The sequence below is a fragment of the Mesoterricola sp. MK458 genome, assembly GCF_055384935.1.
The window spans coordinates 1,775,579-1,790,067 of sequence record NZ_AP045075.1 but is presented as its reverse complement, the minus strand read 5'-3'; the positions used below and the strand labels follow the sequence as shown (position 1 = coordinate 1,790,067).

Annotated in this window: 15 protein-coding genes; 8 read left to right on the top strand and 7 right to left on the bottom strand. The window is 68.8% G+C overall.

Features of this window, described 5'->3' with window-relative positions:
• The first annotated feature begins 68 nt into the window (after window positions 1–68).
• Window positions 69–1,298: an MFS transporter gene (locus tag ACZ5LB_RS07750; protein ID WP_464605607.1), complete on the top strand. Its 1,230-nt coding sequence runs from the start codon at window positions 69–71 to the stop codon at window positions 1,296–1,298.
• Between the two features lie 34 nt (window positions 1,299–1,332).
• Here the strand turns inward: ACZ5LB_RS07750 and ACZ5LB_RS07745 are convergent, their stop codons facing one another.
• From ACZ5LB_RS07745 to ACZ5LB_RS07730, 4 genes are all read right to left on the bottom strand, one after another.
• Window positions 1,333–2,061, bottom strand: a complete 729-nt coding sequence (locus ACZ5LB_RS07745; RefSeq protein ID WP_464605606.1) for an SDR family NAD(P)-dependent oxidoreductase — start codon at window positions 2,059–2,061, stop codon at window positions 1,333–1,335.
• Window positions 2,058–2,675, bottom strand: a complete 618-nt coding sequence (locus ACZ5LB_RS07740; protein ID WP_464605604.1) for a DUF502 domain-containing protein — start codon at window positions 2,673–2,675, stop codon at window positions 2,058–2,060. The genes ACZ5LB_RS07745 and ACZ5LB_RS07740 overlap by 4 nt, the downstream gene beginning before the upstream one ends.
• Window positions 2,676–2,682: 7 nt before the next feature.
• Complete coding sequence (pgsA, locus tag ACZ5LB_RS07735) at window positions 2,683–3,300, bottom strand: CDP-diacylglycerol--glycerol-3-phosphate 3-phosphatidyltransferase (protein WP_464605603.1); 618 nt, start codon at window positions 3,298–3,300, stop codon at window positions 2,683–2,685.
• A gap of 159 nt (window positions 3,301–3,459) precedes the next feature.
• The gene (locus ACZ5LB_RS07730) at window positions 3,460–4,071 is read right to left on the bottom strand and encodes a hypothetical protein (RefSeq protein ID WP_464605602.1); all 612 of its coding nucleotides are present in this window, start codon (window positions 4,069–4,071) and stop codon (window positions 3,460–3,462) included.
• 18 nt (window positions 4,072–4,089) lie between these two features.
• Here ACZ5LB_RS07730 and ACZ5LB_RS07725 point away from each other — a divergent pair, with 18 nt between their 5' ends.
• The 3 genes from ACZ5LB_RS07725 (at window position 4,090) to ltrA (ending at window position 9,002) form a co-directional block, all read left to right on the top strand.
• Window positions 4,090–5,019: an epoxyqueuosine reductase gene (locus tag ACZ5LB_RS07725; RefSeq protein ID WP_464605601.1), complete on the top strand. Its 930-nt coding sequence runs from the start codon at window positions 4,090–4,092 to the stop codon at window positions 5,017–5,019.
• A gap of 76 nt (window positions 5,020–5,095) precedes the next feature.
• Complete coding sequence (gene speA, locus ACZ5LB_RS07720) at window positions 5,096–6,994, top strand: biosynthetic arginine decarboxylase (RefSeq protein WP_464605600.1); 1,899 nt, start codon at window positions 5,096–5,098, stop codon at window positions 6,992–6,994.
• A gap of 757 nt (window positions 6,995–7,751) precedes the next feature.
• Window positions 7,752–9,002 carry a group II intron reverse transcriptase/maturase gene (gene ltrA / locus ACZ5LB_RS07715; protein WP_464602178.1) on the top strand — a complete coding sequence of 417 codons (1,251 nt, stop codon included), beginning with the start codon at window positions 7,752–7,754 and terminating at the stop codon, window positions 9,000–9,002.
• Window positions 9,003–9,672: 670 nt separating this feature from the next.
• On the opposite strand, the gene ACZ5LB_RS07710 is transcribed toward ltrA, so the two are convergent.
• The 3 genes from ACZ5LB_RS07710 to ACZ5LB_RS07700 are packed head-to-tail and all read right to left on the bottom strand — an operon-like array spanning window position 9,673 to window position 11,472.
• Entirely contained in the window at window positions 9,673–10,707 is a 1,035-nt protein-coding gene (locus tag ACZ5LB_RS07710) for an HDOD domain-containing protein (protein ID WP_464605599.1), read from the bottom strand.
• Between the two features lie 31 nt (window positions 10,708–10,738).
• Complete coding sequence (arfB, locus tag ACZ5LB_RS07705) at window positions 10,739–11,164, bottom strand: alternative ribosome rescue aminoacyl-tRNA hydrolase ArfB (RefSeq protein ID WP_464605598.1); 426 nt, start codon at window positions 11,162–11,164, stop codon at window positions 10,739–10,741.
• Window positions 11,164–11,472, bottom strand: a complete 309-nt coding sequence (locus ACZ5LB_RS07700) for an STAS domain-containing protein (RefSeq protein ID WP_464605597.1) — start codon at window positions 11,470–11,472, stop codon at window positions 11,164–11,166. The genes arfB and ACZ5LB_RS07700 overlap by 1 nt, the downstream gene beginning before the upstream one ends.
• Before the next feature lie 90 nt (window positions 11,473–11,562).
• Between ACZ5LB_RS07700 and ACZ5LB_RS07695 the strand changes: the two genes are divergently transcribed.
• Genes ACZ5LB_RS07695 through ACZ5LB_RS07680 form a run of 4 tightly spaced genes read left to right on the top strand, consistent with a single transcriptional unit; the run spans window position 11,563 to window position 14,474 of the window.
• Entirely contained in the window at window positions 11,563–11,886 is a 324-nt protein-coding gene (locus ACZ5LB_RS07695; RefSeq protein ID WP_464605595.1) for a hypothetical protein, read from the top strand.
• A gap of 60 nt (window positions 11,887–11,946) precedes the next feature.
• Window positions 11,947–12,525, top strand: a complete 579-nt coding sequence (purN, locus tag ACZ5LB_RS07690) for a phosphoribosylglycinamide formyltransferase (protein WP_464605594.1) — start codon at window positions 11,947–11,949, stop codon at window positions 12,523–12,525.
• 34 nt (window positions 12,526–12,559) lie between these two features.
• A complete protein-coding gene (locus ACZ5LB_RS07685; RefSeq protein WP_464605593.1) occupies window positions 12,560–13,522 on the top strand; it encodes a Gfo/Idh/MocA family protein in 963 nt (320 codons plus the stop codon).
• Between the two features lie 13 nt (window positions 13,523–13,535).
• Window positions 13,536–14,474: a serine hydrolase domain-containing protein gene (locus tag ACZ5LB_RS07680; protein WP_464605592.1), complete on the top strand. Its 939-nt coding sequence runs from the start codon at window positions 13,536–13,538 to the stop codon at window positions 14,472–14,474.
• Window positions 14,475–14,489: the final 15 nt, after the last annotated feature.

Below are 14,489 nucleotides of genomic sequence, written 5' to 3'. Positions count from 1 at the left end.
GACACCTGCGCGGGGCCTGGGGCAATGTGAGTCCTTCGACGCCCGGTATACAAGGAGGAGCATAGGCCATGTCGCACCGGAAGGGGTTCCTGGCGGTCCTCAACCTCACCGTCCTGGTGGCGGCCCTCGGGTATTTCGTCGACATCTTCGACCTGCTGCTGTTTCCCATCGTGAGGCAGCAGAGCCTCCTGGCCATCGGCGTTCCGCCCCCGGGGCTGCTGGACACCGGGGCCCTCCTCCTGAACGTGCAGATGACCGGGATGCTCCTGGGGGGCATCCTCTGGGGGGTCATGGGCGACAAGCGGGGGCGGCTCTCGGTGCTGTTCGGGTCCATCGCGCTCTACTCGGCCGCCAATTTCGCCAACGCCTTCGTGTCGACGGTGCCCCAGTACGCCGCGTGCCGGTTCGTGGCGGGCTTCGGCCTGGCCGGGGAGCTGGGGGCGGCCATCACCCTGGTGAGCGAGGTGCTGTCCCGGGAGACCCGGGCCTACGGCACGACCCTGGTGGCCGCGGTGGGCGTTTCCGGGGCCGTGGTGGCCGGGCTCGTGGGCAACTGGATGTCCTGGAAGGTGGCCTACCTGGTGGGCGGCGCCCTGGGCTTCGTCCTGCTCCTCCTGCGCATCGGGGTGGCCGAAAGCGGGATGTTCGCGCAGATGAAGACCGGGGGGGTGGCCCGGGGCAGCCTCTGGATGCTGGTGAACGACCGGGACCGGCTGTTCCGGTACCTGGCCTGCATCGCCATCGGCATGCCCACGTGGTTCGTGGTGGGCATCCTGGTGACCTTCTCGCCGGAGTTCGCCCGGACCCTGGGGGTGATCGGCACCGTGAAGGCCGGCACCGCCGTGGCGTTCTGCTACGCGGGCCTGGTGGCCGGGGACGTGTCCTCCGGGGTGCTGAGCCAGGCGCTGCGCAGCCGGCGCGGGGCCGTGGCCGCGTTCCTGGCGCTCAGCGCCCTGGTGGTGCTGGCCTACCTCTTCGGCCTGCGCGGCCGGAGCCCGGCCTTCCTGTACGGCCTCTGCGCGGCGCTGGGCTACACCATCGGCTATTGGGCCGTCTTCATGACCATCGCCGCCGAGCAGTTCGGCACCAACCTGCGGGCCACGGTCACCATCACCGTGCCCAACTTCGTGCGGGGCGGCCTGGTGCCCATGGCGCTGCTCTTCGCCGCCCTGAAGGCCCCGCTGGGCCTGGTGGGCGCGGCCCTGGCGGTGGGCGCCCTGGCCATCGGGATCGCCCTCCTCGCCCTCCGGGGCCTGTCCGAGACCCACGGCCGGGACCTGGACTTCCTGGAACGCTGACCTTAGAGGGGCCCTCCTTTTTGCAGACGCCCTCTTAGAAGACGGCGGTGGCGCCCCCGTCGATGGGGATCACCGTCCCCGTCGTCCACCGGCTCTCGTCCCCGAGCAGGTGGATGACCAGTGCCGCCACCTCCTCCTCGCGCCCCAGGCGGCGCATGGGATTGACCCGGGCCAGGGCGTGCAGGGCCGCGGCGGGGTCGGCCGCGGCCTTGAGGCGCGTATCCACCATGGCGGTGTGCACCGGGCCCGGGGCCACGGCGTTGCAGCGGATGGCGCGGGGGGCCCACTCCAGGGCCAGCACCTGGGCCAGCATGTGCACCCCGGCCTTGGCCACGCAGTAGGCGGCGGTGTCCGGGATGGCCCGGATGCCCACGTTGGAGCCCACCAGGACGACGCTGGAGCCGTCCTTGAGGAGGCTGCCCAGATGGTGGCAGAGCAGCCAGGGCCCTTTCAGGTTGGACGCGATCATGCGGTCGAAGGCGGGGGTCGAGGTGCCCTCCACCCCGCCGGTGAGCAGGGAGCCCGCGGCCAGCACCATGCCGTCCAGGGGCGGGCAGTCCCGGGCGAAGGCCAGCACGGCCTCGTCCCGGGTGTGGTCCAGGGCGGCGTGGACGGCGTGGGGCAGGGTCTCCCGCAGGGCCTCGGCGCGCCGGCCCGCCAGGATCAGCTCCGCGCCCAGCGCGTCCAGGCGCCTCGCGCAGGCCCGTCCGATGCCCGAGCCGGCCCCCGTCACCAGGATGCGCTTGCCCAGGAAGGGCTTCACGGGATGCGGACGCCGGTGGGCGTCACCACGCCGCCCGAGATGGCCCAGGTGAGGGCCTGTTCGGGGCTGATGGGCAAGGGGGTGACCTTGGAGGCCTCCACCATGATCACGTAGCCGGAGGTGGGATTGGGGGCGGTGGGGACGTAGACGGCCACCATCTCCTCGCCCTGCTCGAAGCCGGCCCAGGAGCAGTCCCGGTGGGCCACGAACCCCAGGGTGAAGGCGCCGGCCCGGGGCCATTCCACCCGCACCACCTCCTTGAACGAGCCGCCCTGGCCGTTCTGGATGGCGCTCATGAGCTGCTTGGTGGCGCCGTAGATGCCCTTGACGACCGGGATGTACATCACCAGTTCGTCCAGCCAGGTGAGGATCTGGCGCCCCACGAAGTTGCCCACCAGGGCTCCGGCCAGCAGCAGGAGGGAGATGGTGGCCGCGGCCGAGATGAGGGCCAGGCCCCAGGCCGGCGGCACCGGCAGGTGGAGCATGGCCGCGATCACCGAGGCCGGGCCCCGGAAGACGCCCACCAGGAAGTCGAAGATGGCCCGGAGGATCCAGAACGTCACCACCGAAGGCAGCAGCGTGAAGAATCCCGCCAGCAGATATTTCCTGAACATGTTTTCCTCACACCTTCCGGTCGGGCGATTCGTGGGCCGAAAGCCGCCCGTGGCCCGCGAGCAGGCTGGGGCCCAGCTTCGACCAGAACTTCCGGAAGTAGGTCACCGCGCTCCAGATGGAGAGGATCATGGCCACCCACAGCAGCAGCACCCCCATGCCCCAGAAGAAACTGTAGGGTTTGGGGAACTTGATGAAGAAACGGAAGATCGGCAGGCCGGTCCACGCCAGGAGCCAGGAATCGAGTTGGGGGCCCAGCAGCAGGCAGGAGATGGCGGCGATCTGGAAGCCCAGCTTCCATTTCCCCAGCCGCTCGGCGGCGATGGTGACGCCCTCCTCGCTGGCGATGCCCCGCAGGCCCGTGATGGCCATCTCGCGGCCCAGGATGATGAAGGTCATCCACGCCGGGGCCATGTCCAGCTCCACGAGGCTGATGAGGGCGCCCATGATCAGGAGCTTGTCCGCCAACGGGTCCAGGAGCTTGCCCAGGGTGGTCACCTGGCCCCACTTGCGCGCCAGGTACCCGTCCAGGAGGTCGGTGAGGCTCGCGGCCCAGAAGACCAGGACACCGATGATTTCATGGTTGGAGACCCGCGTCATGAGCACCACCACAAGGATGGGAACCATGAGAATCCGGGCGAGGGTCAGGTAGTTCGGCAAAGTCATGGGGCAGGCGGCGCTTTCAGGTCTCTCATCGTTGGAGGGGCGGATCGTCTTTCAGGTTGAAGCTCCAGTCTAGCGGCTCCGGGAGGGGTTCCGCCCACCGAAGGGCTTGTACTTAAACATCTATAATACCGTCAATTCCCCTTTTCCGGCGAGCCTCTGCCACTGGGAGTCCTCGATCACCCCGAAGGCGCCCTCGGGCCCGTCGGGGAAGAGCAGGCTCCCCCTGGAGATGCGCACCGGCGTCCCCCGTTCCTGCAGGGCCGTGAGGAGCGCCAGGGCCTCGGCATCCTCCAGGAGGCTGGTGGCTTCCAGGGCCAGGCCCAGCCAGGGCACCTGGGGGTCGAGCTCGCGCAGCACGCCAAGGAGCAGGCGCCGCCCCACGCCGCCGTTGCCGGCCCCCAGGGAGGCGCGGGTGAGGAGCAGGGGCCGGGGGGAGGCCTTGGACGGCGCGGGGACGACGCGGGTCACGGGTTCCACGGCGCGGGCCAGGGCGGGGGCGGGGGCCGGGGCGGCGGTGGAGGCGGTCTCCACCCGCCAGCCCGAGCCCTGCCGGAAGGACGTGGCGGTGCGCCCGGAGCGCTCCAGGAACCGCTGGACGTTGTGCAGGAGCATCTCGTCGCCGCCGATGACGATGCGCAGGGGCAGGCCGGGGTGGTCCTCCAGCACACGGTTCACCTCCCGGAGGGCCTCGGAGACGGTGACATCGAAGAGTTCCAGCGTCAGGATATCCATGACTGGAGTTTAGATCCTTTGCCTACCCCGGACCCCCAAGACTTCAAGGAATGGCTGCGGGCCGCCGCGGTGGCCGGGGGGTTCGCGCGGGTGGGTTTCGCGTCCTGCGAACCCTTCGACCGGGAACGGCTCTCCCGGTGGTTCGGGGAGGGCCGGGGGGCGCTGCTGCCCTACCTGCGGGAGGAGGCCCTCGCCGATCCCGCCTCGGTGATGGAAGGGGCGCGCACGGCCCTGGTGGGGTTCTTCCCCTACGCGCGGCCCACGGCGGTGCCCGGGGCCGCGGAGGGGTCCCTGAAGCTCAGCCGCTACCTCTGGGGCCCGGACTACCACCGGATCCTCAAGCCCCGGCTCAAGGCGCTCCTGGCCCAGGCCCAGGAGCGCTGGCCGGGCCTCCAGGGCCGGGTGTGCGTGGACACCGCCCCCATCCTGGAGCGCCAGCTGGCCGCCAGGGCTGGCCTGGGATGGCAGGGCAAGCACACCCTGCTCATCGCCGGCAAGGGCGGCTCCTGGGGCTTCCTGGGCGTGCTGCTGCTGGACGTGGAGCTGGTCCCGGACCCCCCTTTCCCGGGGGAGCGGTGCGGCTCGTGCACGCGGTGCCTGGAGGCCTGTCCCACGGGGGCCCTGGAGCCCTTCAGGCTCGACCCCGCCCGGTGCCTGACCACCTACACCGTGGAAACCGAGGCGGCGCCGCCGCCCGAGGTGGAGGCGGCCCTGGCCGGCACCCGGTGGGCCGCGGGCTGCGACCTCTGCCAGGAGGCCTGCCCCTGGAACCTCGCGCCGCTCTGGGGCGACGGCGGGCTCTGGGGAGGGCCCAGCCCGCTCCACACCCAGCCCGCGCAGGCGGGCCGGATGGGGGTCGGAAGGTGGCAGTCCCTGACCCGCGGGACGGCGCTGCGGAGGGTCCGGCACCGGCACTGGCTGGCCACCCTCGGCAGGATATTGGGCTAGGAAGGGTTTCCTTGTTTATTCCCAAGCCGTTTTTCTATAACGTGGCACGAGGGGAAACCCACCGGAGAGCACCCGAATGGCAATCAAGAACTTCACGGTCCAGGACGCGATGTCGATGTACGGCGTCAAGGAATGGGGCTATGGTTTCTTCGGTGTGAACAGCAAGGGGCACCTCGTCGTCCACCCGACCCGCGACGAGAACCTGTCCTGCGACGTGTACGACATCGTCCAGCACCTTCGCAAGAAGGGGGTGACCACCCCGCTCATCCTGCGCTTCCCCCAGATCCTCGCGGCCCGGGTCACCGAGCTGAACGAGGCCTTCCACAAGGCCATGCGCGAGTACGACTACGCCGGCAGCTACCAGGGCGTGTACCCCGTGAAGACCAACCAGATCAAGGAGGTCGTCGACCAGGTGGTGAAGGCGGGCTACAAATACCGCTACGGCCTGGAGGCGGGCTCCAAGCCCGAGCTCATGATCGCCCTGTCCATGAACCTGCACCCCGACGCCCTCGTCACGTGCAACGGCTACAAGGACGAGACCTTCATGCGCATGGCCCTCCTGGCCCGCAAGGCCGGGCGCAACGTGCTCATCACCGTCGAGAAGATGACCGAACTGCCCATGATCCTGAAGGTGGCCAAGGAGCTCAAGGTCGAGCCGCTCCTGGGCCTGCGCTTCAAGCTCAACGCCATGGGCAGCGGGAAGTGGGAGAGCTCCGCGGGCGACCACTCCAAGTTCGGGCTCAACACCCAGGAGCTGCTGGAGGCGGTGGAGACCCTGGAGAAGCGGGGCCTGCTGGACTCCGTGGTGGAGCTGCACTTCCACATCGGCAGCCAGATCACCGACATCCGCCGGGTGAAGACCGCCATGAAGGAGGCCACCCGCATGTACGCCAAGCTCTACAAGCGCGGCGTGCCCCTGAAGTACCTCAACGTCGGCGGCGGCCTGGGCGTGGACTACGACGGAAGCCGCACCACCTTCAGCTCGTCCATGAACTACACCATCGACGAGTACGCCTCCGACGTGGTCTACACCACCCAGGACGTGTGCGCCCAGGAGCAGGTGCCGGTGCCCAACCTGCTCAGCGAGTCGGGCCGGGCCATCGCAGCCTTCCACGAGGTGGTTGTGGTGGACATCATCGGGCTGATCGACACCACCCACACCAAGTACCGGGTGGAGCTCACCGGCAACGAGGCCCAGGTGCTCAAGGAGCTCGCCTACACCCGGGACAACCTCTCGGTGAAGAACTTCGCGGAAATGTACCACGACGCCATCACCCAGAAGGACGAACTCATCACCCTGTTCAACCTGGGCTACCTGTCCCTGGACGACCGCGCCAAGGGCGAGATCCTCTTCTGGGAGGTGTGCCGCAAGCTCTCCAAGATCTTCAGCTACAAGAGCCTGAAGTACATCCCCGAGGAGTTCCAGGACCTCTCCAAGAGCCTGGCCGACAAGCTCATCGCCAACTTCAGCCTCTTCCAGTCCATGCCCGACCACTGGGCCATCGACCAGCTGTTCCCGGTGATGCCCATCCACCGCCTGAAGGAGAAGCCCACCATCTCCGCCACCCTGTGCGACATCACCTGCGACAGCGACGGGAAGATGGAGAAGTTCATCGACCTCAAGGACGTGCGGGACGAGATCAGCCTCCACGAGCCCAAGGGCGGCGAGCCCTACTACCTGGCCTTCTTCCTCACCGGGGCCTACCAGGACATCCTGGGCATGCGCCACAACCTCTTCGGCGCCCCCACGGAGGCCCACGTGGTGGTGAACGAGGACGAGGACTTCAAGGTCCAGCAGATTATCCCGGGCGACACCATGGACCACGTCCTGCGCAGCGTGCACTACGACCCCGACGAGCTGGTGGAGGGCCCCAGCCGGCGCCGCCAGAGCAAGAGCGACGCCGCCGAGGCGCTGAAGAGCCTCCTGACGCAGCAGCGTAGCCTGCCTACGTACCTTGAAGCCAACGAGCATTAGTGTAGCCCGATCGAAATAGCGGAACCTTCTTGGCCCGATTCGAGGCTTCGGTATCTTCGGGTAAAGGACCCGTACGGTGCGCCAGGCAAAGCCTGGGCGAGGAGGACGGATGACCTAATCACCTGAAACCTCGCAATGGGACCCGATGGGTAGCCAACCCCATCTGGCAAAGCTGGCCAGCAGCCAGAAGCGAGTCTTGCGTGGTGGTGGGGTGACCCACCCTTCGAAGCGTAGACAGCGAGCGTATAGGCCGTGTGATCGAGCCTCGAAAGTCTTATTACCGTGGGAGCCGACGTTTTCGTACGAACGGAAGGCCGCACCTGAGAGCCGCAACGGCCTGGCTCAAAGGTCCCGCCGGGGTCGCAGAGCAGGGCATGTCCGCAGGGGGTCCCCCAGGAACCTGGGAGGCCCTGTCGTTTCCGCCTGGACCCGTGGTTGGGGACGCCACGATCCAAACAACCCTGGCCTGGACGGGGGGCACCGACCCGATCAGGAGCGAACAACCGGATGCGAAGGCGGTACCGCCAGCCGGAACCAAATGACGGCGGCGGGAAGGGCGGCAGGGAGTCGGAGCAGCTCGTAGTAGCGATGAAGGTGGGGAACCGTTCCGAGGGACCCGCTGGAGCCAAGGGGCTGCCAGATCACGGAATCGTTGGAGGGAAAGACCATGGGAATATCGACTCCCAGCTCGGTCTGCACGAAACAACAACGGATAGCGGAACTGTCCCGGCAAATGCCGGAGGCGGCAATTCGCAGCTTGTCCCACCACATGGACATCGAATGGCTTCAGGAAGCCTACCGGCAAACCCGTAAGGACGGGGCAGTAGGGGTGGATGGCCAAACAGCCCAGGAATACGCGGAGAATCTGGAGGCAAATCTCCAATCCCTGCTGAACCGAGCCAAAGCCGGCGACCCCTACAAGGCCCCTCCGGTGCGAAGGGTATACATCCCCAAAGCGGATGGAACCCAGCGTCCTCTGGGCATCCCCACCTTCGAGGACAAGGTCCTCCAGAGGGCGGTGGTCATGCTCCTGGAACCCCTCTATGAGCAGGACTTTCTGGACTGCTCGTATGGATTCCGGCCCGGGAGGTCGGCGCACCAGGCACTGCAGGCGATCTGGCAGCAGACGATGAACCTGAGCGGTGGGTGGCTGCTAGACGTGGATATCCGGCAGTATTTCGACACGCTGGACCACGGCTGCCTGCGGGAAATCCTGGACAAGCGGATGCGGGACGGAGTGGTAAAGCGTCTGATCGGCAAATGGCTGAAGGCGGGGGTTCTCGACCAAGGATGCATCACGCACCCGGAAACGGGCACTCCCCAGGGGGGTGTGATCTCCCCGACCCTGGCCAACATCTACCTCCACGAAGTGCTGGACGTATGGTTCGAGCGGGAAGTGAAGCCCCGTCTGCGGGGTCAAGCCTTTCTGGTCCGCTACGCGGACGACTTCGTGATGGGCTTTGCCCTTGAGGAAGATGCCCGGCGAGTCCTGGAGGTGCTGCCGAAGCGCTTCGAAAGGTTCGGACTGAGGATCCACCCGGACAAGACCCGGCTGGTGGAGTTCCGGAAACCGAAGGAACCGCGGGACCCCGGAGGGGGACCCGGCAACTTCGACTTCCTGGGATTCACCCATTACTGGGGCAAGTCCCTCAAGGGGGCTTGGGTGGTGAAGCGGAAGACCTCGAAGAAACGGTTCAGCCGCGCCATCAAGGCCACAGGGGACTGGCTGAAGAAGAACCGGCATAACCGGCTCTCGGACCAGCACAAGACCCTGCGCCAGAAGCTAATCGGACACTACAACTACTACGGGATTACGGGGAACTTCAGATCCATCAGGAACTTCGCTCGGGAGGTGAGTCACCTCTGGAAGAAGTGGCTGGGCCGAAGATCCCAAAGGGCAGTCCTGACCTGGGAGGCCATGGAGAAGGTGTTGAAGCGGTTCCCGCTCCCGCCCCCAAGGCTGAAGCGGACAGTGACGCTCATGCCCGCAGCTACTCACGTGATCTGAGGAGCCGGATGCCTTAATCGGGCACGTCCGGATCTGAGGGGGGCCTGGGGCGGCAACGCCCCGGGCCTACCCGACCCGAGCACGCCGAGGCGCAGAGTTGCGCAGAGGTGGCTTCGCATCCCCGGCGCCGACCCATGCCGCCCAGGCCCTGCCCCCTGCCTTGGACGGGCCTGGGCTTGATGCGCCGGATGCCGGAATCCGGGGAGGCAAGTGCATCCCGCCAGGAATGGCCAGAGCCTTTTCGAGTACCCCGAACGATCAGACTTCCGAGGCATCTCAGGTTTTGGAGAAGGTCATGCAGCAAGGCGATGCCCTGGAGATGACGATTGAGGAACGCAAGGTCGCTCTCGTGCGTGCCAACCCCCCTTCTGGGAGGGTCCCCCGACCTGGCATCTGAACCGATTGCTGAGCCCAGGCCCGTTCAAGGCAGGGGGCGCTGGCCCGCCACAGGCTCGCATGCGGAAGGGCCAGCGCCTCCTGCCGCGCGTCGCGCCAGCGACGCAGCCCGCGCCAGCGGGCAGGGCCTGGGCGGCATGGGTCGGCGCCAAGAATGCGAAGCCGCCTCAGCGCAACTCTGCGCCTCGGCGTGCTCGGCGTACGTGTTCTTTACTCGAATATTCCTCAACATTCCATTTGGGCGAAAGGGTTCCGCTATTCCAATCGACCCACACTAGGCCGGGAACAGCACCTTCACCCGCTCCACCTGCTGCTCCATCTCCCGGTGCAGCAGGCCCACGCCCCTGCGCACCAGCCTCATGGCCGCGATGCTCTGGCGCGTCTCGTCCAGGCGGCGGAGGTCCGTGGGATCCTTCACCAGCCGGTGGATGCCCGAAACCATGCGCAGGATGTGGATCTCCATGTCGTCGGGGCCGTCGGGCACGAAGGGGTCGTGGTGCCGGCGGCAGATGTCCTGGAGGTGGGCGGGGAGGCCCCAGATCCCGTGCACGGCGGTGCCGATTTCCACGTGGACCCGCTCCAGCACCTCGTTCACCACGGCATCGGGCAGGGGGACCTCCACCTCGCCCGCGATGACCAGGGCCGCCAGGGAGCGCAGGGCCAGGGACTTGCCCAGGTCGTGGAACATGCCCGCCAGGAAGGCGCGGTCCGCCCGGCCCACGTTCTGCTCGAAGGCGAACTGGCTGGCGCCGAAGGCCACGGCCATGGTGTCCAGGAAGAGATCGGTCCACCGCTTCCCGAAGATCTCGTATTCCACCCGGAGCCCCACGTCGAAAAGGCTGCGGCCCGCCACGCCCGCCGCGATCTCGCCCACGCCCCGCAGGCCGATGCGCATGACCGCCATGCGCATGTCGGTGACGTCCGCGCCCCGGCCGTAGAGGGCGGAATTGGCCACCCGCAGCACATTGACCGAGATGGCCGGATCGGGGGTGATGGCCTTGAGGAGCCTGGCCATGTCCACGTCGGGCTCGTTGAGCAGGTCCACGATCCGCACCGCCAGGGCCGGGAAGGAGGTGGGATCCGGGCGGTTCCGGGAGAAGTGCTCCAGGACGCGCGGGGCCAGCTGTTCCACCCGCTCCAGGTCCCCGGGCTCCAGGGTGCGGGGGGCGGGCTCGGCCGCGCCGGAAAGGAAGGCCCAGGGCCCGTCGAAGGGGTCCGGCGGCGCGGCCGGAGCCGCCTCCCGGGGCTCCGGGTGGGCCTCGGCGGGGCGGGAAGGGCCGCGGAACAGGCGCCTGAAGGGGTTGATCACTCCACCATGGTAGTGAAGGAGGCCGGCCCTGTCAGTCCCAGTCCTTGCGGGCGCGGTCCTTTTTCACGGCGCCGGCGCGCTTCTTGACGATGAGGCGCACCGTCCTGCTGGAGCGGGTGGGGCGGGTGGGCCTGCGCGGGACGGGGGCCTTGAGGGCCTCCAGGACGGCGGCGGCCACCTTGGCGCGGGCGTCCTCGAGGTTCAGCAGCTGGTCCCGGGTGCGCGAACTGGTGACGATCCAGCGGCCATCGGCGTCCAGCTGATTGCGGACCCTTCCCCGCAGGCGGTCCAGGGAGGCGGGGTCCAGGCCCTCGATGAGGGCGAGGTCCACCCGCACCTCCACCTTGGAGGCCACCTTGTTCACGTTCTGGCCCCCGGGGCCGCCGGCCCTCACGGCCTTCACCTGGAAGGCGGAGGCGGGTACGACGACGGTGCCGGTGACCTGGAGGGCGTCCATCAGTCCGTGATCTGGAAGAGCCTCTCGAACCGCACCACTTCAAGGAGGTTCAGGACCGGCGGAGACGGGCGGTGGAGGACGACGGCCACCTGGCGGGCCTCGGCGGCCTCGCGCAGCAGCAGGATCATGCCCAGGGAACTGGCGTCCAGGTAGGTCACCTTCTCCATGTCCAGGACGATGCGTTCCAGGGGCCCGGATTCCAGGGCTTCCCGCGTGCACGCCTTGAAGCCGGGGTGGGCTTCGAATGTGAACCGGCCCTCGAGTCCGATCGTCGCCGTGAGGCCCTCAATCCGGCTCGTGAAATTCATGCGTTCCTCCCAGGCGTCCCAGCCAGAATACCCAGGGGAGCCCCGGTTTGCTATTCTGGCGGCCCGGATGCCCCGGATCGGAACCTTCCCATGACGCTTTCCCTGCCTTTCTCCGCCGGCCAGCTGGTGGTCGTGGTGCTCCGCGAACCGCGGGAGCGCATGTGGGGAAGGCTCCTGGGGCTGGAGGCCGCGGGCCTCGCCCTTCGGGGGCTGGACCTGCGGGTCTGGGAGGAGGTGCTCGCCCTGGCCCGGCGCGGGGAGGAGGATCAGATCGCCCTGGGCACGCGGTTTTTCCCCATGCACCGCGTGGAGTCGCTCTACCTGGACGAGCCCAGCTCCGGCGTGCCGAGCCTCGGGGCCGATTTCCTCCAGCGCACGGGGAGGGATCCCCTGGATTTCCTCAAGGACCTGTAGGAGGCCCGGCCCGCTCAATCGTTCGCTTTTCGCTCCATCGCCCCGTGAGAGGATGGGGGGATGAAACGACTGGCGCTCTTCATTTCCGGCACCGGGGGCAACGCCCTGAACCTCCTGGAGGCCTGCGCGGCGGGGAGGGTCCCCGCCACGCCCGTGCTGGGCCTCTCCTCCAGCGCCCGGGCCGCGGGCGTCGAGCGCCTCGCGGCGAAGGGCCTACCGGTGGCCGTGGTGACGCGGCCGGCCTTTCCCGACGACCGCTCCTTCTCCCAGGCCTGCTTCGCCCGCGCCCGGGAGGCCGGGGCGGACGTCATCGCGCTCTGCGGCTGGCTCAAGAAACTGGAGGTGCCCGCGGACTGGGAGGGGCGGATCCTCAACATCCACCCGGGCCTGCTGCCCGCCTTCGGCGGGCCGGGCATGTACGGCATGCACGTGCACCGGGCGGTGCTGGAAGCCGGGGCCGCGGAATCCGGCTGCACCGTGCACCTGGTGGACAACGTCTACGACCACGGGCGCATCCTGGCCCAGGCGAGGGTGCCCGTCCTGCCCGGCGACACGCCCGAGGCGCTCCAGCAGCGCGTATACCAGCAGGAGATGGCCCTCTACCCCGCGGCGCTCCGGGATTTCCTCGCCTCGCTCTGATAGGCTGGATCCAACGGATTGCTGAGGAGACACCATGTCCAAATTGCGTGTGGCCGTCGTCGGAGTGGGCAGCCTGGGCCAGCACCATGCCCGGATCGCCGCGGGTTCTGAGGCCACCGACCTGGTGGCGGTGGTGGATCCCGGCGAGGCCCGGGGCCGGGAGATCGCGGAGAAGTTCGGCACCGCATGGGCGCCCTCCATGGATGGGGTGCTGGACCGCGTGGACGCCGTCCAGATCGCCGCCCCCACCGGCTTCCACCACGCCCTGGGGCTCAAGGTGCTCAAGGCCGGCAAGCACGTGATCATGGAAAAGCCCCTGGCGGCCACCCTCGACGAGGGCAGGGCCCTGCTGGAGGCCCTGGGCGCCGCCCGCCGGGAGCACCCCGGCCTCGTGGCCGCGGTGGGCCACCTGGAGCGCTTCAACCCCGCCGTGACGGCCCTGCGGGCCCTGGGCATCAAGCCCCACTTCGCCGAGGCCATCCGGGTCTCGCCGTTCCCCATGCGCTCCATGGAAGTGGACGTGATCATGGACGTGATGATCCACGACCTGGACCTGCTCCTGGCGCTGATCGGACGTCCCGTGACGTCCGTGGAGGCCGTGGGCGTGCCCGTCCTCACCCGGTACGCCGACCTGGTCAACGCGCGCCTCCGGTTCGAGGGCGGCGCCTTCGCCACCGTCACCGCCAGCCGCGTGGCCCGCAAGAAGGAGCGGGTGCTCCGCGCCTTCGGGACCCAGGCCTACGCCAGCCTGGACTTCGCCGCCCAGAAGCTGGAGGTCCTCCGCCTGGGCATGGGCCCCGACGGCCCCACGGTGCTGCCCGACGTCATCGACATCGTGGAGGGCGAGCCCCTCAAGCTCGAACTGGAGGCCTTCTATACGGCCTGCCTGGGCAAGGGCGAGGACCTCTGCCCCTGGGCCGACGCCCTCGAGGCCATGAAGGTGGCCGACATGGTCCAGAAATCCGTGGCCGAGTCCCTGGCGAACCTCAAGATCTAGGGACAGCCTCCTGGTGTTCTACGACCTCGCGTCCCTCGCCAAGCCCCTGGTGACCGCGCCCCTGGCGCACCGCCACCTGGACCTGGACGAGGACCGCCGGGCGCAGCTGGGCTTCGCGGACCGGGCCCAGCCCCTGACGGTGCGCCAGCTCCTGTCCCATGCCGCGGGCCTGCCCCCGTGGCTCCCGTACACGGGGGAGCCCCTGGCGGCCCAGCTGGGGCGGGGCTTTCCCGTTGGCGCCCACCCCAAGCTCGTGCCGGGCGTCCCCGGCACCAGCCTCTATTCCGACCTGGGGTACCGCCTCCTGGCCGAACTGCTGGAGCGGCAGACCGGCGTGCCATTCCCGGAGCTGGGGGCCCGCGCCTCGGGCCTGGACCCGGCCCCCTGGGCCGTGCCGCCGGCCTTTGCGCCCCAGGGCCCCGACCTGGACATGTGGCGCCTGGCCGAGCCCGGCCTTCCTTTTCCACCCCGGGACCCGCACCTGCCCAACGACGCCAACGCCCGGGCGGGAATGCGCGGCCACGCCGGGTTCGGAACGGACGCCCGGGGCCTGAAGGCCTGCCTGGAGTCCTGGGTGGCTTCCGGTGTCCCCTACCGCATGGCCTGCGACGCCGCCCGGGGCGCCGACGGCTCCCGCTGGGGCCTGGGCCTCCAGCGCGCCTTCACCGGCCCGGGCCGGTTCGGCGACCTCCTGGAGGGCACCCGGCGCACCGGCGTCCACGTCCTGGAATGGACCCCGGAGCGCCTGTCCCCGCCCGTCCCCGATGCGCCCCCGGGACCCCCCTCGGCCTTCTGGTACCACCTGGGCTTCACCGGGCCCGCGCTGTTCTTCCGGCCGGAGGATGGCCTCTGCGTGGCTATCCTGGCGCACCGCGTGGGACCCGCAGGCGAGCTGCTGGATGCCGCCCAGCTTCAGGCGCGGCGCATGGAGGCCCTGCGGGCCTGGGTCTAGCGGAACGAAGCGGGG